Origin of the sequence: Franconibacter sp. IITDAS19 (genome assembly GCF_023079515.1) — a bacterium.
GTDB classification, from domain to species: domain Bacteria; phylum Pseudomonadota; class Gammaproteobacteria; order Enterobacterales; family Enterobacteriaceae; genus Franconibacter; species Franconibacter pulveris.
The window spans coordinates 151,534-176,254 of record NZ_JALJCP010000004.1 but is presented as its reverse complement, the minus strand read 5'-3'; the positions used below and the strand labels follow the sequence as shown (position 1 = coordinate 176,254).

At 55.1% G+C, this 24,721-nt stretch carries 23 protein-coding genes and 1 other annotated feature; of the genes, 8 read left to right on the top strand and 15 right to left on the bottom strand.

Annotated features, from left to right (window positions below; all coding sequences use genetic code 11):
* Positions 1-33: 33 nt before the first annotated feature.
* On the bottom strand, positions 34-1,950 hold the full coding sequence (dnaK, locus tag MT962_RS13595; RefSeq protein ID WP_024556377.1) for a molecular chaperone DnaK: 1,917 nt from the start codon (positions 1,948-1,950) through the stop codon (positions 34-36).
* Positions 1,951-2,245: 295 nt separating this feature from the next.
* Here dnaK and satP point away from each other — a divergent pair, with 295 nt between their 5' ends.
* A complete protein-coding gene (gene satP, locus MT962_RS13590) occupies positions 2,246-2,848 on the top strand; it encodes an acetate uptake transporter (protein WP_024556378.1) in 603 nt (200 codons plus the stop codon).
* Positions 2,849-2,895: 47 nt separating this feature from the next.
* Here satP and MT962_RS13585 read toward each other — a convergent pair whose 3' ends face one another.
* The 3 genes from MT962_RS13585 to tal all read right to left on the bottom strand — a co-directional run bounded on the left by MT962_RS13585 (position 2,896) and on the right by tal (position 5,967).
* Positions 2,896-4,203 (bottom strand): MFS transporter, encoded by a 1,308-nt coding sequence (locus tag MT962_RS13585; protein WP_024556379.1) that lies wholly within the window; start codon positions 4,201-4,203, stop codon positions 2,896-2,898.
* 128 nt (positions 4,204-4,331) lie between these two features.
* Positions 4,332-4,919 (bottom strand): molybdopterin adenylyltransferase, encoded by a 588-nt coding sequence (gene mog / locus MT962_RS13580; RefSeq protein WP_024560535.1) that lies wholly within the window; start codon positions 4,917-4,919, stop codon positions 4,332-4,334.
* Positions 4,920-5,013: 94 nt separating this feature from the next.
* A complete protein-coding gene (gene tal / locus MT962_RS13575; RefSeq protein ID WP_188724009.1) occupies positions 5,014-5,967 on the bottom strand; it encodes a transaldolase in 954 nt (317 codons plus the stop codon).
* A 203-nt stretch (positions 5,968-6,170) separates the two neighbouring features.
* On the opposite strand from tal, the gene MT962_RS13570 reads away from it, so the two are divergent.
* Together MT962_RS13570 and yaaA are read left to right on the top strand one after the other, a co-directional pair.
* Positions 6,171-7,604, top strand: a complete 1,434-nt coding sequence (locus tag MT962_RS13570) for a sodium:alanine symporter family protein (RefSeq protein ID WP_188724008.1) — start codon at positions 6,171-6,173, stop codon at positions 7,602-7,604.
* Between the two features lie 79 nt (positions 7,605-7,683).
* Entirely contained in the window at positions 7,684-8,457 is a 774-nt protein-coding gene (yaaA, locus tag MT962_RS13565) for a peroxide stress protein YaaA (RefSeq protein ID WP_247365862.1), read from the top strand.
* A 31-nt stretch (positions 8,458-8,488) separates the two neighbouring features.
* On the opposite strand, the gene MT962_RS13560 is transcribed toward yaaA, so the two are convergent.
* The 7 genes from MT962_RS13560 to yjjY all read right to left on the bottom strand — a co-directional run bounded on the left by MT962_RS13560 (position 8,489) and on the right by yjjY (position 15,243).
* Positions 8,489-8,749, bottom strand: a complete 261-nt coding sequence (locus MT962_RS13560; protein WP_281732723.1) for a DUF2502 domain-containing protein — start codon at positions 8,747-8,749, stop codon at positions 8,489-8,491.
* Between the two features lie 224 nt (positions 8,750-8,973).
* Entirely contained in the window at positions 8,974-10,263 is a 1,290-nt protein-coding gene (thrC, locus tag MT962_RS13555; protein ID WP_024556385.1) for a threonine synthase, read from the bottom strand.
* Positions 10,264-10,266: 3 nt separating this feature from the next.
* On the bottom strand, positions 10,267-11,196 hold the full coding sequence (thrB, locus tag MT962_RS13550) for a homoserine kinase (protein WP_024556386.1): 930 nt from the start codon (positions 11,194-11,196) through the stop codon (positions 10,267-10,269).
* A gap of 1 nt (position 11,197) precedes the next feature.
* Entirely contained in the window at positions 11,198-13,660 is a 2,463-nt protein-coding gene (gene thrA, locus MT962_RS13545) for a bifunctional aspartate kinase/homoserine dehydrogenase I (RefSeq protein ID WP_188724004.1), read from the bottom strand.
* Positions 13,661-13,684: 24 nt separating this feature from the next.
* Positions 13,685-13,802, bottom strand: a sequence feature (Thr leader region).
* A complete protein-coding gene (thrL, locus tag MT962_RS13540) occupies positions 13,741-13,809 on the bottom strand; it encodes a thr operon leader peptide (protein ID WP_071788444.1) in 69 nt (22 codons plus the stop codon). Its footprint overlaps the feature before it by 62 nt.
* Positions 13,810-14,019: 210 nt before the next feature.
* Positions 14,020-14,706, bottom strand: a complete 687-nt coding sequence (locus tag MT962_RS13535) for a tRNA/rRNA methyltransferase (protein WP_247365860.1) — start codon at positions 14,704-14,706, stop codon at positions 14,020-14,022.
* 396 nt (positions 14,707-15,102) lie between these two features.
* Positions 15,103-15,243 carry a protein YjjY gene (gene yjjY, locus MT962_RS13530; RefSeq protein ID WP_049293858.1) on the bottom strand — a complete coding sequence of 47 codons (141 nt, stop codon included), beginning with the start codon at positions 15,241-15,243 and terminating at the stop codon, positions 15,103-15,105.
* A gap of 96 nt (positions 15,244-15,339) precedes the next feature.
* On the opposite strand from yjjY, the gene arcA reads away from it, so the two are divergent.
* A complete protein-coding gene (gene arcA / locus MT962_RS13525) occupies positions 15,340-16,056 on the top strand; it encodes a two-component system response regulator ArcA (RefSeq protein ID WP_024551224.1) in 717 nt (238 codons plus the stop codon).
* A gap of 46 nt (positions 16,057-16,102) precedes the next feature.
* Here the strand turns inward: arcA and creA are convergent, their stop codons facing one another.
* Complete coding sequence (creA, locus tag MT962_RS13520) at positions 16,103-16,573, bottom strand: protein CreA (RefSeq protein ID WP_024556389.1); 471 nt, start codon at positions 16,571-16,573, stop codon at positions 16,103-16,105.
* A gap of 210 nt (positions 16,574-16,783) precedes the next feature.
* On the opposite strand from creA, the gene robA reads away from it, so the two are divergent.
* Positions 16,784-17,653: an MDR efflux pump AcrAB transcriptional activator RobA gene (gene robA, locus MT962_RS13515; protein WP_247365858.1), complete on the top strand. Its 870-nt coding sequence runs from the start codon at positions 16,784-16,786 to the stop codon at positions 17,651-17,653.
* On the opposite strand, the gene gpmB is transcribed toward robA, so the two are convergent.
* Complete coding sequence (gene gpmB, locus MT962_RS13510) at positions 17,650-18,297, bottom strand: 2,3-diphosphoglycerate-dependent phosphoglycerate mutase GpmB (RefSeq protein ID WP_024556391.1); 648 nt, start codon at positions 18,295-18,297, stop codon at positions 17,650-17,652. The genes robA and gpmB overlap by 4 nt on opposite strands.
* Positions 18,298-18,351: 54 nt before the next feature.
* Between gpmB and yjjX the strand changes: the two genes are divergently transcribed.
* Positions 18,352-18,867, top strand: coding sequence for an inosine/xanthosine triphosphatase (gene yjjX / locus MT962_RS13505; RefSeq protein ID WP_024556392.1), 516 nt, complete (start codon positions 18,352-18,354; stop codon positions 18,865-18,867).
* Here the strand turns inward: yjjX and trpR are convergent.
* Both trpR and sltY read right to left on the bottom strand, forming a co-directional pair.
* The gene (trpR, locus tag MT962_RS13500) at positions 18,858-19,187 is read right to left on the bottom strand and encodes a trp operon repressor (protein WP_024556393.1); all 330 of its coding nucleotides are present in this window, start codon (positions 19,185-19,187) and stop codon (positions 18,858-18,860) included. The genes yjjX and trpR overlap by 10 nt on opposite strands.
* Positions 19,188-19,242: 55 nt before the next feature.
* On the bottom strand, positions 19,243-21,177 hold the full coding sequence (gene sltY, locus MT962_RS13495) for a murein transglycosylase (RefSeq protein ID WP_247365856.1): 1,935 nt from the start codon (positions 21,175-21,177) through the stop codon (positions 19,243-19,245).
* Positions 21,178-21,413: 236 nt separating this feature from the next.
* Here sltY and ettA point away from each other — a divergent pair, with 236 nt between their 5' ends.
* Both ettA and MT962_RS13485 read left to right on the top strand, forming a co-directional pair.
* Entirely contained in the window at positions 21,414-23,081 is a 1,668-nt protein-coding gene (gene ettA / locus MT962_RS13490) for an energy-dependent translational throttle protein EttA (RefSeq protein ID WP_247365855.1), read from the top strand.
* Between the two features lie 590 nt (positions 23,082-23,671).
* Complete coding sequence (locus MT962_RS13485) at positions 23,672-24,712, top strand: capsule biosynthesis protein (protein ID WP_247365928.1); 1,041 nt, start codon at positions 23,672-23,674, stop codon at positions 24,710-24,712.
* Positions 24,713-24,721: the final 9 nt, after the last annotated feature.

Genomic DNA, 24,721 nt, shown 5'->3' with positions numbered 1-24,721 from the left:
CCGTGCTGGTTTATCTACCCTGCATCAGGGCGATTATTTTTTATCTTTCACTTCTTCGAACTCAGCGTCGACAACGTCGTCATCTTTCGCATTGCTTGCGGAAGCGTCAGCGCCGCCCGCCTGCTGCTGCGCGTGCTGCTGCTGAGCGATTTCCATCAGCTTCTGGGAAACCTGCGCCAGCGCCTGCATTTTCGCTTCGATATCCGCTTTGTCTTCGCCTTTCAGAGCGCTTTCCAGCGCGCTCAGCGCCGATTCGATAGCGGTTTTGTCGTCAGCCGGCAGTTTGTCGCCTGCTTCTTCCACCTGCTTACGGGTGCTGTGCACCAGGTGATCGGCCTGGTTGCGGGTCTGCACCAGCTCTTCGAATTTACGGTCAGCTTCAGCGTTCGCTTCCGCTTCGCGCACCATTTTCTGGATCTCTTCCTCGTTCAGACCGGAAGAGGCCTTGATGGTGATTTTCTGTTCGCGGTTGGTATTCTTGTCTTTCGCAGAGACGTGCAGAATACCGTCGGCGTCGATGTCGAAGGTAACTTCGATCTGCGGCATACCGCGCGGCGCCGGGTTGATGCCATCCAGGTTAAACTGACCCAGAGACTTGTTATCGGCAGCGCGTTTACGCTCACCCTGCAGCACGTGAATCGTTACCGCAGACTGGTTGTCTTCCGCCGTCGAGAACACCTGGCTGTGCTTGGTCGGGATGGTGGTGTTTTTGTTGATGAGCGCAGTCATCACGCCACCCATCGTTTCGATACCCAGCGACAGCGGCGTTACGTCGAGCAGCAGAACGTCTTTCACGTCGCCGGTCAGTACGCCGCCCTGCACCGCTGCGCCGATTGCCACAGCTTCGTCCGGGTTAACGTCTTTACGCGGCTCTTTGCCAAAGAACTCAGCCACTTTCTTCTGCACCATCGGCATACGGGTCTGGCCGCCAACGAGGATAACGTCGTTGATGTCAGACACGGACAGGCCGGCATCCTGCAGAGCGACTTTCAGCGGCTCGATGGAACGGTTCACCAGGTCTTCCACCAGGCTTTCCAGTTTCGCGCGAGTCACTTTAATGTTCATGTGTTTCGGACCGGTCGCGTCTGCGGTGATGTACGGCAGGTTCACGTCGGTCTGCTGAGCGGAAGAGAGCTCGATTTTCGCTTTCTCAGCCGCTTCTTTCAGACGCTGCATCGCCAGCGGGTCGTTACGCAGATCGATGCCCTGGTCTTTCTTGAACTCTTCTACCAGATAGTTAATCAGACGGCTGTCGAAGTCTTCGCCGCCCAGGTGGGTATCACCGTTGGTAGCCAGCACTTCAAAGGTTTTTTCGCCGTCAACTTCATCGATTTCGATGATGGAGATATCGAAAGTACCGCCGCCCAGGTCATAAACCGCGATGGTGCGGTTGCCGGTCTCTTTGTCCAGACCGTAAGCCAGCGCTGCCGCAGTCGGTTCGTTGATAATACGTTTTACTTCCAGGCCCGCGATGCGGCCGGCGTCTTTGGTCGCCTGACGCTGAGCATCGTTGAAGTAAGCCGGAACGGTGATAACCGCTTCCGTTACCGCTTCGCCCAGGTAGTCTTCCGCCGTTTTCTTCATTTTTTTCAGCACTTCAGCGGAAATCTGCGGCGGAGCCATTTTCTGGCCTTTTACGTCCAGCCATGCGTCGCCGTTATCAGCCGCGATGATCTTGTACGGCATGATAGAAACGTCGCGCTGCACTTCTTCGTCCTGGAAGCGGCGGCCAATCAGGCGCTTGATCGCAAACAGGGTGTTCTGCGGGTTCGTCACTGCCTGACGTTTAGCCGGCTGACCAACCAGAGTCTCACCATCCTGGGTATAAGCAATGATAGAAGGCGTGGTGCGATCGCCCTCGGCGTTCTCCAGCACACGTGCAGTAGTGCCGTCCATAATCGCTACACAAGAGTTGGTCGTACCCAGGTCGATACCAATAATTTTACCCATCTAAACGTCTCCACTAAAAATTCGGTCAATATGTGGTGTGAACCTGTTATGCGGGCGAAACGTGCGGTTTCAACTGCCCAAATCATCATTTTTTTCAGGTTCACCCTTTTCGGTTAACCAGAAGATGGGGTCGCATCACCGGGCATCAAGGGGGACGGCTGAAAATTTTTTTCTTTTCCCCCTGTTCAGATCATAGACGGTGAAAATTGCCGCGATTATGATGCCGCGCCCCGCTCAGAGCATGCTGGCGACGGGCCTTTTTAATTTCAATTTATTACCTATTTTATGAGGGTTTATGGGTAACACCACACTGGCAAATCCGGCTCCTCTGGGCCTTATGGGCTTTGGTATGACGACCATTCTGCTCAATCTGCATAATATCGGCCTGTTCCCGCTGGATGGCATTATCCTGGCGATGGGCATTTTCTATGGCGGCATCGCGCAAATCTTTGCCGGCCTGCTGGAATATAAAAAAGGCAATACCTTCGGCTTAACCGCCTTTACCTCTTACGGCTCTTTTTGGCTGACGCTGGTCGCTATCCTGCTGCTGCCGAAGCTCGGCCTGGCGGAAGCGGCGAACGGCCACTTCCTTGGCGTTTATCTTGGCGTCTGGGGCGTGTTTACGCTGTTTATGTTCTTCGGCACCCTGCAAGGCGCGCGCGTGCTGCAATTTGTTTTCCTGAGCCTGACGGTGCTTTTTGCGCTGCTGGCGGCAGGTCATCTGCTGGATAACGAAGGCATTGTGCGCGTGGCGGGCTGGATTGGTCTCATCTGCGGCGCCAGCGCCATCTACCTGGCGATGGGCGAAGTGCTGAACGAGCAGTACGGCCGCACTGTATTGCCGATTGGCGAACGCCATGAAGCTTCAAACGCCGCGATGACCGCTCTGGCGCAGTAATACGAAAAGCCCACCCGCACGGTGGGCTTTTTTCTCTCTGTAATAGATCAGATATGCGCTGGTGAGCTTTCAGAAACGCTATCCGGCTGATGAATATCCTGACGCAGCCAGATCCCTACCCCCAGCCCCAGCAGCGCCAGTGCAAGCACATACCAGGCCGGCGCCATCGGCGATACGTTCATTAGCAGCGTCACCAGAATCGGCGTCAGGCCGCCAAAAATAGCGTATGCCACGTTATAAGAGAACGAAATGCCGGTGAAACGAACCTCCGCCGGGAAAGCGCGCACCATCACATAAGGCACCGCGCCGACTACGCCAACGCTGAACCCAACCAGCCCATAAAGCGGGAATAAGTAAGCGGGATTGCCTGCCGTCAGGTGATAGAAGAGCCAGCTGCATACCGCCAGCAGCAGGCTGCCCGCGATAAAGGTTTTACTCGCCCCTACGCGATCCACAACTGTCCCTGCCGCCAGGCATCCCAGCGTCAACATAACGGTAGCGAGGCTGTTGGCCTGCAGGGTCAATGCCGGCGCGATGCCCAGTTGCTTTTGCAGCCAGACAGGAGACATCAGGATAACCACGACAATGCCTGCGGAAAGCAGCCAGGTCAGCAGCATAGATACCACCACCGCTTTCCTGTGATTCACCACCACCGCTTTTAACGGCAGTTCTTCCGCCAGCGCTTTACGCTGCTGCATCTCGATAAAAACAGGCGTTTCCTGCAGCCAGCGGCGCAGGTACATCGCGACCAGACCAAACGCGCCGCCGAGCAGGAAGGGGATACGCCAGCCGCCGTCATGGATCGTTTGCTGAGTCATGCTGGTGTTAATAAGCGTGGCGACCACTGAACCGAGCAGAATACCTACCGTCAGCCCCGCCGTCAGCGTGCCGCAGGCGATGCCGATACGCTTAGCGGGCACGTGCTCCGCGACAAAAACCCAGGCGCCAGGCACTTCGCCGCCAATGGCCGCGCCTTGCAATACCCGCATTAACAACAGCAACAACGGCGCAGCGATGCCCAATGAGGCGTAAGTCGGCAGCAAACCGATAGCCAGCGTAGGCACCGCCATCAATAAAATGCTGAGCGTAAACATCTTTTTGCGGCCGACCAGGTCGCCAAAATGCGCCATGATGATGCCGCCCAGCGGTCGCGCCAGATAGCCTGCCGCGAAAATACCGAAGGTCTGCACCTGGCGCAGCCATTCAGGAATATCCGCAGGAAAGAAGAGCTCGCCTACCACGGCGGCAAAGAAAACGAAGATGATGAAGTCATAAAACTCCAGCGCGCCGCCAAGAGCGGCAAGCGTCAGGGTCTTATAATCCTGTCGATTGAGAGGTCGCGTGTGTTCTGACATAAGAAAGCCGTTTGTAAAGAGAATTGTTAGAATTAATTTACGACGAAGCCGTAAACCTATCCTTACTATAACGGCATAAATACTTCACGCCAGAGCGTTCTGGCGTTTATCTTATAATCAAAAAATAATCAGCATTTAATTTCACGTATCGCGTTTTTAGGGCGAAAAGCCGCTACCACTTGCGGGTCAGTTTCAATATAAGGCCCATCGAGAAGCTGTATGCAATACGGTACGCTGGCAAAAATGCCCGGCACTACGACTTCACCGTTTTCCTGCTTTAGCCCTTCGAGCGTCTCTTTAATCGATTTCGGCTGGCCCGGCAGGTTAAGAATCAACGCCTGTTTACGAATGACGCCCACCTGACGTGAAAGGATAGCGGTAGGGACGAAGCGCAGGCTTATCTGGCGCATCTGTTCGCCGAAGCCCGGCATTTCGCGGTCGGCGACGGCAAGCGTGGCGTCTGGCGTCACATCGCGGCGCGCGGGGCCGGTGCCGCCGGTAGTCAGCACCAGATGACAGCCCATTTCATCCACCAGCTCGCATAAGGTTTGCTCGATAAGCGGCTGCTCATCGGGAATAAGGCGGGTTTCAATAACAAACGGCGTGGTCAGCGCCTGCGCGAGCCACTCCTGCAAGGCGGGAATGCCTTTATCCTGGTAAACGCCGCTGGAGGCGCGATCAGAGATGGAAACTAAGCCGATGCGTAACGTGTTCATATCAATTCCGAAAACAGATTCACTTTGCGAAATGATACACGCGAGCGGGGTAAAGCGGGAAGAAACGTGGCCGGAATGCCCGGCCACGGAGGGATTACAGCAGCGCTTCGACCATTTTTTCCAGTTTTTCCTGGTCGACGGCGAACTTGCGGATGCCGTCCGCCAGTTTGTCTACCGCCATCGGATCCTGGTTATGCTGCCACAGGAACTCAGACTCGGTGATGCGCTCCGGACGCGCTTTTACGTCGCCAGAGTAAGCAAGCTTGCGCTCCACAGCACCTTCGCTTTCCGCCAGCTCTTTGAGGAGCGCCGGAGCGATAGTCAGACGATCGCAACCTGCCAGCTCAAGGATTTCGCCTGTGTTGCGGAAGCTTGCGCCCATCACCACGGTTTCATAACCGTGCTGCTTGTAGTACTGGTAGATTTCGCTGACGGAAACCACGCCCGGATCTTCCTGCGGCGCATACTCTTTTTTGTCCGTATTGGTTTTGTACCAGTCGAGGATACGGCCTACGAACGGGGAAATCAGGAACACGCCCGCTTCAGCGCAAGCACGCGCCTGCGCGAAGGAGAAGAGCAGCGTCAGGTTACAGTTGATGCCCTCTTTTTCCAGCTGCTCCGCCGCGCGGATACCCTGCCAGGTCGAGGCCAGCTTGATCAGGATGCGGTCATTGCTGATGCCAGCATCGTTATAAAGTTTGATCAGACGCTTGGCTTTGGCGATGCTGCCTTCAGTGTCATAAGAGAGACGCGCATCCACTTCGGTAGAGATACGGCCCGGGATGAGCTTAAGAATTTCCAGACCAATATTTACCGCCAGCTTGTCGGTCGCGTCCACAACCTGCTGCGCACGGTCGCTGCTCTGGCTTTTCGCCCAGGTCACAGCGTCATCAATCAGCTTGCGGTACTCAGGAATTTGCGCGGCGTTAAGGATCAGAGAAGGGTTGGTGGTGGCATCCTGCGGCTGATACAGCTTCATTGCCGCGATGTCTCCAGTGTCAGCCACTACGGTGGTGAACTGACGAAGGGAGGTCAATTTATCCGTCATGATAATGTTTCTCTTAAAACTTCGTGTTAGGGAGATGTAACCGGCCTGCGCTGATGATAACACGAGACACTTTCAGCGCAACCGGGGCAAGCGGGCCTGGCCGCTGTGGTAAACTGCGCTGGCCTGTTCGTTGTCAGTCCCGGCGGCACAGAGAACAGCATGCCAGCACCGGACAAGGCCAGACGGCGGCAAGAGGGAAATGAATGTCCGATTTTCTGTATTTTATCAGCGATATACTCTGGGGTTCGGTGATGATTTACCTGCTGCCTGGGGCAGGAATCTGGTTCACCTTTCGCACTGGCGGGATTCAGTTCCGTTATCTTCGCCATTTCGCGAAAAGCCTGCGCAGAAGCGTAACTCCCGCCACCGATGGGCTAACCTCCTTCCAGGCTCTTTGCACCAGTCTCGCCGCCCGCGTCAGTAGCGGCAATATCGCAGGCGTGGCGATAGCCATCGCCACGGGCGGGCCGGGGGCCGTGTTCTGGATGTGGGTAACGGCTCTTGTGGGTATGGCGACCTCTTTCGCCGAATGTTCTCTGGCGCAGCTCTATAAAGGGCGAGACGCGAGCGGGCGCTTTCGCGGCGGCCCCGCCTGGTACATGGAGCGCGGTCTCGGCATGCGCTGGATGGGCGTCTTGTTCTCTATTTTCCTGCTTATCGCCTTTGGCCTGGTTTTTAATGCCGTACAGGCAAACTCGCTCACCCTTGCCCTGAACCATGCCTTCAATGCCCCTAAATGGTTTATCGCTGTGGTGCTGGTAGCCGCCACGCTGCTGGTTATTCTGCGAGGCATGAAAGGCGTGGCCCGCTTTTCGCAGTGGGTTATGCCCATAACGGGGGGCGCATGGGCGCTGACCGCCGCTATTGTCGTGCTGCTGAATTTGCCCCGCCTGCCTGACGTAGTAGCGCTGATTTTCAAAAGCGCGTTCGGCTGGCACGAAGCGGCCTCCGGCGCGCTCGCCTGGACCCTGAGCCAGGCAATAACCAGCGGCTTTCAGCGCGGCATGTTTTCGAATGAAGCGGGAATGGGCTCCACGCCGAATGCAGCGGCCGCCGCCGCATCATGGCCCCCTCATCCCGCTGCGCAGGGCATCGTCCAGATGATTGGCGTGTTTATCGATACGGTGATTATCTGTTCCGCTACGGCGGCTATTGTGTTGCTCTCCGGCGCGCAGGAGCAAACCAGCGCCTCTTACGATGGCATCATGCTCACGCAGCAGGCGCTCGCCACGCTTGCAGGCAGTTGGGCCTCCGGCTACGTCGCCATTATTGTGATGTTCTTTGCCTTTACCTCGATTGTGGCGAATTACGCCTATGCCGAAAATAACCTGCTGTTTTTGACCCGCAGCACGCCGCTGCGCCTGTGGCTGCTTCGCGCGGGTACGCTGTCGATGGTGCTTTTCGGTACGTTCGCGACCTTCCCCACCGTCTGGCAACTGGCTGATATCGCTATGGCGCTGCTGGCGATAACCAATCTCATCGCCATTTTGCTGCTTTCACCCGTCGTTAAGCTGATTGCGGATGATTACCTACGCCAGCGCAAGCTTGGCATAAAACCTGTTTTTGACGTCAGACGCTATCCCGATATCGAAAGACAACTAGAGGCGGACAGCTGGAAGGATCTGCCCCGTGAATGAGCGGTTTTCAATCACACCTATTGGTCACTCCGGCGACGTTTTTTGGTAAAGTTCGGGGAAATTTCGAGAAGGAAAAGAGATGCTGATTCTTATTTCACCCGCCAAAACCCTGGATTACCAGAGCCCGCTCGCAACGCAGCGCTTTACGCAGCCGGAACTGCTGGACCATTCACAACAGTTAATCGATGTGGCGCGCCGCCTTTCTGATGCAGAGATAGCGGACCTGATGAGCATCAGCAGCAAGCTTGCGGCGCTTAACGCGACCCGCTTCCACGACTGGCACCCGGAATTCACGCCGGAAAACGCCCGTCAGGCGATCCTCGCGTTTAAGGGCGATGTTTACACCGGGCTTGAGGCGGAAACCTTCAGCGAAGCGGATTTCGATTTCGCTCAGCAGCATCTGCGCATGCTCTCCGGCCTCTACGGCGTGCTGCGCCCGCTCGATCTAATGCAACCTTACCGCCTGGAAATGGGCACCCGCCTGGAGAACGCCCGCGGTAAAGATCTCTACAGTTTCTGGGGCGAGACGATCACCCATAAGCTTAACGAAGCTATCGCCGCGCAGGGCGACAATATCGTTATCAATCTGGCTTCCGATGAGTATTTCAAAGCGGTGAAGCCAGGCAAGCTGAATGCGGAAATCATCAAGCCCGTGTTCCTGGATGAGAAAAATGGCAAGTTTAAGGTGATCAGTTTCTACGCCAAAAAAGCGCGCGGGCTAATGAGCCGTTTTATTATCGAAAAACGGCTGACGAAGCCGGAGCAATTGCAAGATTTCAACAGCGAAGGCTATTTCTTTGACGACGCGGCGTCCGGACCGACAGAGCTGGTCTTTAAGCGCCACGAGCAATAACAAAAACGCCAGCTTAAGCTGGCGTTTTTTATTAGTGATGATGACGTCCATGGTCGTCACGACCTTCAAAGCGTGGGCCCGGGCGATGGTCGCGTCCGTGCGGCTGCCAGTGTTTGTCGCGCCACTCGTAGTGTTTGTTCCACCAGCCGCGGTCGCGCCAGTGGCCGCCGTCCCAGTAATTACCGTGGTTGTCTTGGTCGCCAATGTGCAGTTTTACAGCAGGCAGCAGCGTAATCTCGGACGCCTGCGCCGCGAACGGAGCCACCATCATTACGGTTAACGCCAGAATCATTGATTTCAAAATAGGTCACTCCTCGCAACATCATTACCCTGAATGGGTCGATGGGGAGAGCTTATGCCGAACGCGCGCCATGCGTTAGTCTCTGCAATCCTAATTGCTTAGTTAGCGCATTTATTGGGAATTTCTGCTTTTTTCCTGCCAGATTCCTGCCGATTTTCTTCACAGTTGGCGGTAAAAAAACAAAAAAAGGAGAGGTCTGGCCTCTCCCTGAAGGGTTACTGCGCTTTGCTCATCATCAGCTCGCGCAGCGCGGCGAAATCCGCCGGCAGGTTATGTGAGAGCAGCTCCAGCCCGGCGCGCTCCGCCAGCGCCTGCGGCAACGTCAGCGTTTCGCCCAGCACCGCTTCCACGCTCTCGCTGAACTTCGCCGGATGCGCGGTGCCGAGGAACAGCCCATATTCGCCCGGGTGCAGCTGGTCGCGCAGCGCGCGGTATGCCACCGCCGCGTGCGGCTCTGAAACGTACCCTTTCGTTTGCAGCTCACGCATGGTGGCTTTCGTGGTTTCGTCGTCGATAGCCGCCACGCCCAGATCTTTCAGACGCCAGTTTTTGCGACGGAACAGCTCCTCCACGCGCGGCCAGTTGTTCGGCTGGCTGACGTCCATGGCGTTGGAAAGCGTGGCGACGGTAAGATTTGGCGACCACTCGCCGTTTTGCAGAAAACGCGGCACCGTGTCGTTAGCATTGGTAGCGGCGATAAAGCGTTTTACCGGCAGCCCCAGCGCTTTAGCGAGCAGCCCCGCCGTTAAGTCGCCGAAGTTGCCGCTCGGCACAGACACCACCAGCTGATTGCGCGCTTCCTGCGGCAGTTGCGCCACCGCTTCGAAGTAGTAGCAAATCTGCGCCAGCAGGCGGCTGATGTTAATGGAGTTCGCCGAGTTAAGCCCCAGCTTCTGCTTCAGCTCTTCATCATCAAACGCCTGTTTTACCAGCGCCTGGCAGGCGTCGAAATCGCCGTCGATGGCCACGGTTTCAATGTTGCCGCCAAGCGTACAAAACAGCTTCTCCTGCAGCGGGCTGATTTTGCCGCGCGGGTAGAGGATAACAACGCGCACGTTTTTCAGGCCATAGAAGGCGTGGGCCACAGCCGCGCCGGTATCGCCGGAGGTGGCGGTAAGAATGGTGACCGGTTTATCGCCGCTAATGTGCGCCAGCATCTGCGCCATAAAGCGCCCGCCGAAATCTTTAAACGCCAGCGTCGGGCCGTGGAACAGCTCCAGGCAACCAATATCTTCTTCAACCGGCTTCACTGGCGCCGGGAAGGTAAATGCCTTGCGCACGCGCTCTTCCAGAATCTCTTGCGGAATTTCGTCGCCGATAAACGCAGAGAGGATCTTGCTGCTGCGCTCGACGAAATCGAGCTCCAGCATGGCGTCGATATCCGTCAGGCTGAATTCCGGCAGGTCGTGCGGAAAGAAGAGCCCCTGATTTTTGCCAAGGCCCTGCGTGACGGCCTGTGCGAAGGAGACCTGCTCGTTATGATCTTTAAGGTTATAGAGTTTCATTTTTTATCCCAGTACTCGTGCGCCCGCCGTGTCGAGACGGCAAATATGTACAAAGCCTTCCTGATTTTGCAGATAGTGTTGGCCCAGCCACTCCGCCACGCGCTGCGCGGTTTCCGGTTTATCGCAGACGGCGAAAAGCGTGGGTCCGGATCCGGAGATGCCGCACGCCAGCGCGCCAGTCTCCATCGCCGCCTGGCGCGCCTCGCCAAAGCCTGGCAGCAACTTAGTGCGATACGGCTCGGCGATAACGTCCTGCATCAGTTTCGCGGCAAGCGCAGGCTGACGCGTATGACAGGCGTGAATGAAGCCCGCCAGATGACGGCCGTGAGCGATGCAGTCCTGGCGGCGATACTGCGCCGGAAGAATGGCCCGCGCTTCGGCGGTGGAAACCTTAATTCCCGGATAAGCCAGCACCCATAACCACTCCTCAAAGCCTGGCACGGACTGGCTGATAATGCCGTTTTCCTCAATCATCAGCTGCATGCCGCCAAGAAAACAAGGCGCGACGTTGTCGTAATGCACACTGCCGGAAATACGCCCTTCCAGCTCGCCCATCAGCAGCAATAACCGCGAGTCGCTAAGCGGCTTGCCGCAATATTCGTTCATCGCCACCAGCGCCGCGACCACAGAACAGGCGCTGGAGCCAAGCCCGGAACCGATAGGCATATTTTTCTCAAGCGTCATCGTAACCGGCACCGTTTTGCCAAGTTCCTGACAGAAACGCTCCCAGCACTGCCAGACGATATTTTCCCGGGGCTCCGTTGGCAGCTTATCGGCGAAGCGGCCAAGGTTTTGCACGCTGAAGCGATCTGCCGCTTCTACCGTAACGTAATCGCCAAGCAGCGCGCCATCCACCGGCGTCACCGCCGCGCCCAGCACGTCAAAGCCGACGCTCATGTTCGCGCTGGAAGCGGGGGCATAAACTTTAACCATATTAGACTCCTAACTTCCATGAGAGCGTACGCAGCAGGTCAGCGAATACGCCCGCCGCCGTCACGTCATTCCCTGCGCCATAGCCGCGCAGCACCAGCGGCAACGGCTGATAATAACGGCTGTAAAAGGCCAGCGCGTTCTCGCCGTTTTTCACTTTATAGAGCGGATCGTTGCCGTCCACGGCGGCAATCTTCACGCGGCAGACGCCGTCTTCTTCAATATTGCCGACATAACGCAACACTTTGCCTTCGTCACGGGCCTGCGCCACGCGAGCGGAAAACTCGTCATCCAGTTGCGCCAGGCGCGCCATAAAGCTTGCCACGTCGCCGGAAGCATCGAAGCTTTGCGGCAACACCGACTCCACCACAATATCGGAAAGCTCAAGGTGGCGTCCCGTTTCTCGCGCCAGGATAAGCAGCTTGCGCGCCACATCCATGCCAGAGAGATCGTCACGCGGGTCCGGTTCGGTGTAACCCATTTCACGTGCAATGCCGGTCGCCTCCGACAGGCTCATGCCTTCATCCAGCTTGCCGAAAATGAAAGAGAGCGAACCCGACAGGATGCCGGAGAAGCGCTGCAATTCATCGCCCGCGTTGAGCAGGTTTTGCAGGTTTTCAATGACAGGCAACCCGGCGCCGACGTTAGTGTCGTAAAGGAACTTACGGCGCGATTTTGCCGCCGCGTGGCGCAACTGATGGTAATACGCCATCGAAGAGGTATTCGCTTTTTTGTTCGGCGTGACGACATGAAACCCTTCGCGAAGGAAATCAGCGTACTGGTCGGCAACCGTCTGGTTGGAAGTACAGTCGACAATCACCGGGTTCAGCAGATGATACTCTTTCACCAGGCGAATCAGGCGGCCCAGATTAAACGGCTCTTTCGCTTCCGCCAGTTCCGCACGCCAGTTTTCCAGATCGAGACCATGCACGTTGGTAAGCAGCGCTTTTGAGTTGGCTACGCCGCAGACTCGCAGGTCAATATGCTTCTGCTTAAGCCAGGCCTGCTGACGTTTCACCTGTTCCAGCAGCGCGCCGCCCACGCCGCCAACGCCGATAACAAAGACTTCAATCACCTGGTCGGTATTAAAGAGCATCTGGTGCGTTACGCGCACGCCGGTGGTGGCGTCGTCGTTATTAACCACGACAGAAATAGAGCGCTCGGAGGAGCCCTGGGCAATCGCGACGATATTAATATTAGCGCGAGCGAGGGCGGCGAAGAACTTCGCGGAAATGCCACGCAGCGTGCGCATGCCGTCGCCTACAGCAGAAATAATCGCCAGACGCTCCATGATGGAAAGCGGCTCCAGCAGCCCCTCTTTCAGCTCCAGATAAAACTCCTCTTCCAGCGCCTTACGCGCCCGCACGCTATCGCTTTGCGGTACGCAGAAGCTGATGCTGTATTCCGAAGAAGATTGGGTAATGAGCACGACGGAAATGCCCGCGCTGGACATCGCGGCGAATACGCGCGCCGCCATGCCGGGCATGCCTTTCATGCCTGGGCCGGAGACGTTAAACATCGCCATGTTATTCAGGTTGCTGATGCCTTTTACCGGCAGGCCATCTTCGTCGCTGGTCGCGCCAATCAGCGTACCTGGCGCTTGCGGGTTACCGGTGTTTTTAATCAGGCAAGGGATCTGGAACTGGGCGATGGGGGAAATGGTGCGGGGGTGAAGCACTTTGGCGCCGAAGTAAGAGAGCTCCATCGCCTCCTGATAAGACATGGATTTCAGCAGCCTGGCGTCCGGCACCTGACGCGGGTCGCAGGTATAAACGCCATCCACGTCGGTCCAGATTTCACAACAGTCGGCGCGCAGGCAAGCGGCCAGCACGGCGGCGGAGTAATCAGAGCCGTTACGGCCCAGCACGACCAGTTCCCCTTTGTCATTGCCAGCAGTAAAGCCCGCCATCAGGATCATATGATCCGCCGGGATTTTACTGGCGGCGATGCGGCGGGTTGATTCGCCAATATCGACGGTAGATTCAAGGTAATGCCCCACGGCGAGCAGTTTTTCGACCGGGTCGATAACCGAAACTTTATGGCCTCGCGCTTCCAGCAACCCCGCCATAATAGCGATGGAAAGCTTTTCGCCCCGGCAGATAAGCGCGGCGTTGATACTGTCCGGGCACTGCCCCAACAGGCTGATGCCGTGCAAAACGTGTTTGATTTGAGCGAATTCCTGGTCGACCACCGCCTTCAGACGAGCCAGCGGAAACCCAGGCTGCGCTTCGGCAAGGCCGTTAAGCAGATCGGCAAAAATATGTTCAGCGTCGTTGATGTTCGGCAGTGCATCCTGGCCGCTAATGGTTTTTTCAATCATCGCCACCAGATGGTTAGTAATTTTCGCCGGGGCAGAGAGCACGGTCGCCACCTGCCCCTGTCTGGCATTACTTTCCAGAATATCGGCAACGCGCAGAAACCGCTGCGCGTTCGCCACTGATGTACCGCCAAATTTCAACACTCGCATGGTGGATCCTCTTGATTTTTGGTCGAAAAAAAAGCCCGCACTGTTCAGGTGCGGGCTTTTTTCAGTATTTCCTGTACGCGTCAGCCCGCACCGTTACCTGTGGTAATGGTGGTGGTAATAATTGTGGTAATCAGGCTGATGCGAATCATGGATGTTGTGTGCTCTTAATCAGGACTTTCTTGTGTTAGTGCTCTATTGGTTAAAGTATTGGCTGCGGCAAGTCAATGAATATTTCATTTACGCACCGGTCGTAAATATCCGCCGTTGCGCTGCCTTACCGTCTCCTTTCATCCTGTTCCGTTGTCATTGGCTACGCTTATCCAGCATATAAAACCAATATGGAAAACTTATAAGGCGTTTTATCCGGCGAGCTTTTTTTCAATATCATGCAGCAATCTGTGCAACATGGCGGTGTCGCGTTGCTCAAGCAGCCCAAGACGCTGCTGAACCCAGTCGGCCATTTTTACATCATCCGCCACTTCAAGACGCGTAAGCAGATCGTTCATTCGCTGGCGCAAAGCCTGCAGCTGATGATTGTCGGCGTGTTGCGCTTTAACCGACGCCGTTTGCATTAACGAGGTTAACTGATAACAGTAGACCATCACCGCCTGGCCCAGATTCAGCGACGGGTAATCCGCGACCATCGGCACGCCGGTGAGCATATCCGCCAGCGCCAGTTCTTCATTGGTTAGCCCCGAATCTTCGCGACCAAACACCAGCGCCAGCGTATTCATCCACTGCGCTTTTTCCGCTAAAACAGGCAAAAGCGTGTGCGGGGTGGCATAGTAATGAAACCGGGCCCGGCTGCGGGCCGTGGTGGCGACGGTAAAATCCACATCGGCCAGCGCCTGCTCAAGCGTTTCAAATTCTTTAATATTATCAATGATATCTCCCGCTCCGTGCGCAACTATACGGGCTGCTGGCTCCCGGTGCGCTTCGCTTGCGACGATGCGCAACTCGGTAAACCCCATGGTTTTCATCGCGCGGGCGGCCGCGCCAATATTTTCAGCCCTGGCGGGAGAGACCAGGATTACAGGCAAACGCATAAGCTTTCTCAATGTCAGGTTAACAGGTCAGAAAGACAGCACAGGTCACATAATACGCAGCGCAAATTTACATTAGATCAACATAAACGGGCGAATCGGTGCCTTATTAATCATAAATAGTTTTGATACTTCATTCAAAAAAACGCGGCGTATAAACCCGGCATTTTTATGTTATCCTTTTGTTTATTATAGATAAAATCAATGCAATACGGCAATTTTATTAGATCGCGAATTGTTTATTAATTATTTGGCGCAACGGCCTGAGATATTAAGAGAATGTAATTAAAGTCAGGAATACGCTACGATGATTTCATTGAACTGTTAACGTGCTACAATTGAATTTGATATATGTCAACGAAGCGTAGTTTTATTTGGTGTCGGCAGCGTCTCAACCTGTTATGTTGCTGTTAAAGTGGTTAGGATGTCAGCCGTTTTTGACACCGTCGGGTCCAGAGGGAAAGTACCCACGACCAAGCTAATGATGTTGTTGACGTTGATGGAAAGTGCATCAAGAACGCAATTACGTACTTTAGTCACATTAGGCCGGACATGTTAATTCGGGACATGTACCAGGCAGGTCAGGGACTTTTGTACTTCCTGTTTCGATTTAGTTGGCAATTTTAGGTAGCAAACATGCAGACCCCGCACATTCTTATCGTTGAAGACGAGTTGGTAACACGCAACACGTTAAAAAGTATTTTCGAAGCAGAAGGCTATGATGTATCCGAAGCGACCGATGGCGCTGAGATGCACCAAATCCTCTCTGATAATGATATCAACCTGGTCATCATGGATATCAACCTGCCGGGCAAAAATGGCCTGCTGCTGGCGCGCGAATTGCGCGAGCAAGCGAACGTGGCGCTGATGTTCCTGACGGGCCGCGACAATGAAGTGGACAAGATTCTGGGCCTTGAGATCGGCGCAGATGATTACATCACTAAACCCTTCAATCCTCGCGAGTTGACTATCCGCGCGCGCAACCTGCTCTCCCGCACCATGAATCTGGGTACAGTGAGCGAAGAGCGTCGCAGCGTGGAAAGCTACAAGTTCAACGGCTGGGAATTGGATATCAACAGCCGTTCGCTGATTAGCCCTAACGGCGAGCAGTACAAACTGCCGCGCAGCGAATTCCGCGCTATGCTGCATTTCTGCGAGAACCCGGGCAAGATCCAGTCCCGTGCGGAATTGCTGAAGAAAATGACCGGTCGCGAGCTGAAGCCGCATGACCGCACTGTAGACGTCACTATTCGCCGCATTCGTAAACATTTCGAATCAACGCCGGATACGCCGGAAATCATCGCCACCATTCATGGCGAAGGTTACCGTTTCTGCGGCGACCTGCAGGAATAAGCCTGTCAGGCGCAAAACAATAAGGGGCGGTTAATCCGCCCTTTTTTTATTTCCACGGCATAATCGGCACCGCGCTCAGCGCATTCTTCGGCGAGCCTTCCACGACTTTGTCAGAGTAAGCAAGGTAGGCAAGCGTATTGCGCTTCTCGTCATAAAAACGCACCACCTGCAGCTTTTTAAAGATAAGCGACGTGCGTTTCTGAAAAACAACGATCCCCTTACCCTTTGCAGATTTGATTTTTTCGCTAAGCTCAATCGGCCCTACCTGCTGACAGGAGATAGCGGCATCCGACGTGTCTTCCGCCAGCCCGAGCCCGCCTTTGATACCGCCGGTTTTCGCCCGGCTCAGGTAGCAGGTAACGTTTTTCACATCCGGATCGTCAAACGCTTCAACGACAATTTTATGGTCCGGCCCAAAGATCTTGAAAACCGTATCAACCGAGCCAATTTCCTCGGCATGGACGCCGCCGGCAAAAGCAAAAAGCAGAACTGACGCTATTAAGGCCTTACATTTCATATTGTTACCATCTTTAAAAATTGATCGGAGTGACTATTCGTCTTTTTATAGAAAAAGTATTAAATATCAGGTTTTTACAAAAAATGTGCGCTGGCGCGGACCTGGTAAGCACATTCAGTTAAAAAAAACACGCAATGCTAAAAGAACAAAAAATGCTACTATTCGCTACCTTAATATCGAAGGCACTCGCATTCAGGATGAGGATTAACTATGGATCAGGCTGTGATCATTCGCGATCTGCTTACCTGGCTTGAAGGCCATCTGGATCAGCCCCTTTCTTTGGACAATGTGGCGGCCAAAGCGGGTTATTCCAAGTGGCATTTACAACGAATGTTTAAAGAGGTAACGGGTCAGGCGATTGGCGCTTATATTCGCGCGCGTCGTCTGTCTAAATCCGCTGTCGCCTTACGCCTTACTGCTCGTCCTATCCTGGATATCGCGCTGCAATATCGCTTTGATTCGCAGCAAACCTTTACGCGCGCTTTCAAAAAACAGTTTTCTTTGACCCCCGCGCTTTACCGCCGCGCCGCGGACTGGAATGCTTCCGGCATTTGTCCGCCTATCCGGCTGGGCGATTTCACGCCGCCGCAGCATAAATTCGTTACGCTTGCGCAGACGCCTTTAGTGGGCTTAACGCAAAATTACACCTGCTCGTTGGAAGAAATTTCCGATTTCCGCCACGAAATGCGCGTGCAGTTCTGGACGCAGTTTCTCGCCAATTGCCCGACGCTGCCGCCGGAACTTTACGGCCTGAATGAATCACGCCCAAGCTACGAAAAAGACGACGAGCAGGAGGTTTTTTACACCACCGCGCTTTCACCGGAACTGGCAAACGGCTACATCCAGAACGCCCACCCGGTCATGCTTGAAGGGGGCGATTACGTCCAGTTTACTTACGAAGGGCCAGGCACCGGGCTGCAGGAATTTATCCTGACCGTTTACGGCACCTGCATGCCCGCGCTGGGCCTCACGCGCCGTAAAGGCCTGGATATCGAGCGTTACTTTCCGGCAAGCGAAACGCGCACAAACCAGCGCCCCGTCTATTTACGCTGTGAATATCTGATTCCGCTGCGCCGTTAACGCTGAAGCTCATCCAGTGCGGGAGCGTCCAGATGCGAGACGTCTCCTGCCGTTTCCACCACCCAACCGGAAGCCAGCCACGGGCTTTGCTGATAATCTACGCGAGAAATTGAACAGTTGCGCAGACGCAACCGGCGCTCCGCATAAGCGGGCAGCCCGAGAATGGTGCTGACCAGACAGCCGAGCGCCATGCCGTGACTGACCAGCAGCGGACGGCTTCCCGGCGGCAGATCCAGACAGGCGTTCAGCGCCGCATGCATCCTTTCGCTCATCTCCTGCATCGACTCGCCATCCGGAATACGTCCATCCGGCGTACCGTTGACAAGCTGCCGGCGCCAGCCCTCTTCTTCTTCAGTCAGCGACTCAATATGGCGTCTTTCCAGTACGCCCATATCGAGCTCACGCAGACGCGAGTCGAGTTGCACATCGCAGCCGCACGCCTTAGCGATAATTTCAGCGGTGCGCCGCGTGCGGCCCAGATCGCTTGCGATAATGTGGGTAATGCCGAGCGTTTTTGCCCGCTCTCCCACTTGCCACGCCTGGCGCTCGCCTTTATCGGTAAGCTGACTGTCAGACTGCCCCTGAATACGGCGTTCGGCATTCCACTGCGTTTCACCGTGGCGAACAAGGTATACCTGTAACATGCTTTTTATCCGTTATACTGCTTCGAAATTTAGTCGTCAGAGTGTTAGTTGATTATGTACGAAGTTGTCTGCGCCACCACTAACCCAGCCAAAATTCAGGCTATTCTGCGAGCGTTTAGCGAGATTTTCGGTGAAGCATCCTGCCATATCGCCTCTGTGGACGTCGAGAGCGGCGTTCCGGAACAGCCCTTCGGCAGCCACGAGACACGCACCGGCGCGCGTCAGCGCGTCATCAATGCCCGTCAAGCGTGCCCGCAGGCCGATTTCTGGGTCGCCATCGAAGCGGGCATCGACGACGACAGCACCTTCAGCTGGGTCGTGATTGAAAATGCGCAACAACGTGGCGAAGCGCGTTCCGCCACGCTGCCGCTGCCTGCGGTGATTCTGGAAAAAGTGCGGGCGGGCGAAGCCCTGGGACCGGTAATGTCTGCCTGGACCGGCATTGACGAAGTGGGACGCAAAGAAGGGGCAATCGGCGTGTTCACCGGGGGCAAGCTCACCCGCAGCAGCGTTTATCACCAGGCGGTGATCCTCGCGTTAAGTCCTTTCCACAACGCGATTTATCGCTGATGATTCAGCAGTTCCTGCTCAAGCCACGCGCGCAGCTCCGGCGGGGCGGCCTTCAGGCTGTTGGAGCCGCGCGTAATCGTGGCGATGCCCGCCCCGAGCTCGTTTTTCAACTCGCGCTGGCTCATTTCGCCGCGCAGCAACTCTTCGATAATCCGCACCCGCGTGCCGAGCGCAGCGCGTTCATCTGGCGTGAGTAAAAGCGTTAACAGAGGAAGATGCAGTTGTTCATCGAACGACTGTTTCAGCAACTCGACGAAGCGAAGCCACTCCTGGTTACTCTGTTCGGCATGCGCCGCGGAATAGGTAGAATGCTGGGTCATGATAGGCTGCCATACTCTTTAACTAGTACGGCAGCATAGCACAAAGCGGAGAGGATCAGTAACGGCGCTGCCATTCTGCGTCGGTCATCAGCACCGGTTTATCGCCCATGAAATAGCGATAATAGGCGTCGTAGGCCAGCACATTTTTTACGTAGCCGCGCGTTTCCGAGAACGGAATGCTTTCAACAAAGGCCACCGCGTCAATGCGCGCCGCACTATTGCCAAGCCAGGTGCGCACCCGCCCGGGACCCGCGTTATAACCCGCTGAAGTCAGAATGCGGTTGTTACCGAACTGCTGATAAACATACTGCAGGTAGCTGGTGCCGATGTTGATATTGGTTTCCGGGTCCAGCAGTTGGCCTGCGTTGCTATAGCCGGGAATATTAAACATCTTCACCGTATGGGTGGCGGTGCCAGGCATGATCTGCATCAGCCCCGACGCGCCCACCGGCGAGCGGACTTTCGGGTTCCAGGCGCTCTCCTGGCGCGCTATCGCCATAGCGTAGCTTGCCGTAACCGCTTTATCGCTGACGTAGCGGGCGAACAGATCTTTGTACGCCAGCGGGAAACGCTCTTCCAGTTGATCCCAAAGTTTACCGGCTATGGTCGCCTGTACGCTGAGATCCCACCAGCGCTGATCAAAGGCGTAACGCGCCAGCGCCGCCTGCTCCTGCTTCGGACGGCTGGTAATCAGGTTCGCCCATTCGCTGCGCGCCGTGTTATCCATGTTCCAGTACATCAGCTCGCGCACGCGGGCCATTTCCGGCCCCTGAAAGAGCGCGGCGTTAACCGCAGGCGCTTTATCGACGCGCAATGGATAATCTTCATTCAGCCGCTGCGCGGCCGCCATCGGGTAGAAACCGCGCTGCTGCATCAGCGCATGCAGGATGGTTTTCGCCTCTTCGTCACGTCCGCGCTCCAGCAATAGATCCGCCTGCCAGTAGCGCCACTCGTCTTTATCTTTCGCCTCCATCGGCAGACGCGCAAGCCAGGTGTTTAGCCCGTTGCGGTCGCCTGCGCCAAGCGCGATACGAATGCGGCGTTCGATAAGCGAAGTGGATTGCGAACGCATAATCACGTCGTCGCGCCAGCGCGCCTGTTCACTGGTGATGTCGTTGCCCATCAGGCGCCACGCCACAATCTCTTTTAGTTCCTGAGTTTGATCCTCGTTAAGCTGTTGCGCCTGCGCAAGCGAAGGGATCATCAGTCTCGCGTTTTCCGCATCCTGACGCGCCACGCTTGCGAACGCCACGGCCGCCATCTGGCGCGTAAAATCGGTAGCGCCGACGCTGCGGGCGAAAGTCATCACGCTGTTGGGATCGTTGGCGAGACTCACCAGCGCGCTGGAGACAGTCTGGTAATCGGCGGGCAGCTGGTTTGCCAGCGTATTCACCAGCCGAGTATTGCCAGCTTTCATCGCCAGCCGGATACGCTCCAGATAAGCAAGCGGATCCTGTGTTCCGGAACTGCGCCATACCGAGAAGAGGCGGTCGCAGGCATCTGGCAGATTTTTACCGGTCAGCCAGAGGGTTTTGGCTCCTTCCCAGGCGGATTGCGCATCGCCCGTGTTCCATTTCGCATAGTAGTAGTTGCATTGGGCCTCTGTGCTGCCCGGCGGCTCAGGGCTGAAGGCAAGCAACCCACGCCAGTCTTCGCGCCGCGCCAGCTCATTCACAAAACGCGATTTCAGCGTGCGCGAAGGCGGCAGCGTCGGGTTAGCCTGAATAAACTGGCTGACAGTCAGCGAAGGCTGATTCATTAAATCATCGCTGAGCTGGCGATATTGCAAATAAGGATAGAGGGGATAATTTTGCAGTGTGGGCATCAACTGCTGCACCACGTCCATCTGTCGGTTATCCCATGCTTGTTTGATTTGCGCATAACGGCTGCGCTGTTCATCCAGCGAATCAGCGCGTGCAGCCTGGCTTAGCGAAAGCAGGCACATCCCTGCCGTTAACAGCCGCCAGGCAACCTGTTTGGCTTTCCCCACAACAACTCCTCACAGTGAAATGGCATCGCAGCATCTTGCCGCTTTGATAAGGCGATTACTTCATGCTAACCAGGGTGGTGCGGTTGCGCCACGTTACAGACACTTTTTTACCCATCTCACGCTCCTGCACGCCGGGCGCTTGCGCACGCCTTGTTGGCTGGGATTAGCGACGGAAAAAGGCTACACTCCGCAGTTGGGAAACACCTTTATCACGATAAAAGAGGCGAAGTCGCAACGTGGCTCAATTCGTTTATACCATGCATCGCGTCGGCAAAGTGGTTCCGCCGAAGCGACATATTCTGAAGAATATCTCTCTGAGCTTTTTCCCGGGCGCTAAAATCGGCGTGCTGGGCTTAAACGGCGCCGGTAAATCTACCCTGCTGCGCATTATGGCTGGCATCGATAAAGATATCGAAGGCGAAGCGCGTCCGCAGCCTGGCATCAAGATTGGCTACCTGCCGCAGGAGCCGCAGCTCAATACCGAACATACCGTTCGCGAATCTATCGAAGAAGCCGTTTCCGAAGTGGTTAACGCGCTTAAGCGTCTGGATGAAGTTTATGCGCTGTATGCGGACCCGGATGCCGATTTCGACAAGCTCGCCGCCGAGCAAGGCAAACTGGAAGAGATTATCCAGGCTCACGACGGCCACAATTTGAACATGCAGCTGGAGCGCGCCGCAGACGCGCTGCGCCTGCCGGACTGGGACGCGAAGATAGCCAACCTCTCCGGTGGCGAACGCCGCCGCGTCGCGCTCTGCCGCCTGCTGCTGGAAAAGCCGGACATGCTGCTGCTCGACGAACCGACTAACCACCTGGACGCCGAATCCGTCGCCTGGCTGGAGCGCTTCCTGCATGATTTCGAAGGCACCGTGGTGGCTATCACCCACGACCGCTACTTCCTCGACAACGTAGCAGGCTGGATCCTCGAGCTTGACCGCGGCGAAGGCATTCCGTGGGAAGGCAACTACTCCTCCTGGCTTGAGCAGAAAGATCAGCGTCTGGCGCAGGAAGCGTCTCAGGAAGCGGCTCGCCGTAAATCCATTGAGAAAGAGCTGGAGTGGGTGCGTCAGGGCGCCAAAGGCCGTCAGTCTAAAGGTAAAGCGCGTCTGGCCCGCTTTGAAGAGCTTAACAACGTCGAATACCAGAAACGTAACGAGACCAACGAGCTCTTTATTCCGCCGGGACCGCGTCTGGGCGACAAAGTGGTTGAAGTCAGCAACCTGCGAAAATCTTACGGCGACCGCGTGCTGATTGACGACCTGAGCTTCTCCGTGCCAAAAGGCGCGATTGTCGGCATCATCGGTCCGAACGGCGCGGGTAAATCCACACTGTTCCGTATGATGTCCGGGCAGGAACAGCCGGACAGCGGTACCATTACCCTTGGCGAAACCGTGAAGCTCGCCTCCGTTGATCAGTTCCGTGACGCAATGGACAACAGTAAAACCGTCTGGGAAGAGGTTTCCGGCGGGCTGGATATCATGAAGATCGGCAACACCGAGATGCCAAGCCGCGCTTATGTTGGTCGCTTTAACTTCAAAGGTGTAGACCAGGGTAAACGCGTTGGCGACCTTTCCGGCGGTGAGCGTGGTCGTCTGCACCTGGCGAAGCTGCTGCAGGTGGGCGGCAACATGCTGCTGCTTGATGAACCGACCAACGACCTGGATATCGAAACCTTGCGTGCGCTGGAAAACGCCCTGCTGGAGTTTCCGGGCTGCGCGATGGTTATCTCGCATGACCGCTGGTTCCTTGACCGTATCGCCACCCATATTCTGGACTACCAGGATGAAGGTAAAGTGGAGTTCTTCGAAGGTAACTTCACCGAATACGAAGAGTACAAAAAACGCACGCTGGGCGCGGAAGCGCTGGAGCCGAAGCGTATTAAGTACAAACGTATCGCGAAATAAATCACAATGGCCTTCTCTGCGAAGGCCATTTTTTTATCTGTTCTAATTCTTCTGGATATTTATTTTTAATAAATAGCGAATTTAATTTCAATTAAAGAAAGCAGCATTCAATTATTTTCCTACATATTAAACATCTTTTTTTATATTTTTCTAAAATAATACATTTATATTATACACCTGTCCTTTCTGTACGTTCTGTTCTCTCGACTAAAAACAGACGAGCCATTATAGTTTTTACTTACTTCCTCGCTGGGTCAGAAGCGCGCTATTGCCACTTCGTGATAAGCCTTAGCCATAACAGGAATAACAGGAACAAAACAGGGATAGCCGCTTCAGGGCGTTGTTAAAACGCGCTGCCAGTAGCGTTCATCAAGGCCGATGGTGTTCCAAATTTGGCAGGTTAGCACACATTAATTGTTACTGGTGTGCTAATAGCAGAGCACCTCTCGACATTACCGCAATCGAGTCACAACAGTCGTATGCGCATTAAAAAACTGACCGCTTCATTAGCCGGGCTTTTTAAAAAAGGCTTATCGGCAATATTTACTGTTTTGCAACACTATACGGGCCGGGTAATTATTTTAATCCCCATGGTTTTGCTGTTGCTTTACTTAGTTATTTTCAGCCAACCGCGGTACTTAAGCGAATCCAAAGTCGCCATTAAGCGGGCTAGCGATATCGATAACGCCAGCTTAAATATCGGCTTGCTGATGGGCGCATCGAATCCCAGCTCCTCTGAAGATGCGCTCTATCTGAAAGAATATCTGCATTCGCCGGATATGCTGTCAATTCTCGATAAGCAGCTCGACTTTAAAAAAGCCTTTGGCGAAAGCGGCTTAGATTTTTTCTATCATCTTTCACGTAATGCCACGGCGGAGGAGTTTCTTGATTACTACCGCCACCGCATCACCATTAATTTTAATAATAAAAATGGCCTGCTGACCATTCAAACCCAGGGGTTTACGCCCGAGTTCGCCCTGCGCTTCAACCAGGCGGCGCTAAAAGAGGCGGAGCGCTTTATCAACGAGCTTTCGCATCGCATCGCGCGCGATCAGCAGCGTTTCTCGGAAGAGGAGCTGGCCCGGGCGAGCGAGCGGCTGAACCGAAGCAAAGGCGCCCTGCTCGCTTACCAGAACAGCAACAACGTGCTGGACCCGCAGGCGACGGCGCTGGCGGCCAATACGCTGGTAAACAATCTGACCGAGCAGAAAATTAAGCTCGAAACCGAACTGCGCAACCTGCTCACCTATCTGCGTGAAGATGCCCCGCAGGTCGTTACCGCTAAAAACGCGCTTGCGTCTGTCGAGGCGCAGATTGCAAAAGAGCAGCGCAACATTACCGCGCCGGAAGGCGACAAACTCAACCGTATGGCGGCGGATTTCGACGAACTGAAATCCAAAGTCGCCTTTGATACCGACCTTTATCGCCTTGCGCTGACGGCAATTGAAAAAACCCGCGTTGAAGCTGCACGCAAGTTAAAAAGCCTTTCGGTTATCAGTTCGCCGCAACTGCCCCAGCAGTCTCGCTTTCCGGATGTGCCCTGGCTGCTGGCAAGCTGGCTTTTAGTCTGCGGCCTGCTTTACGGCACCCTCAAGCTTTTACTGTCCATCGTGGACGATCACAGAAACTGATTTTTTTCA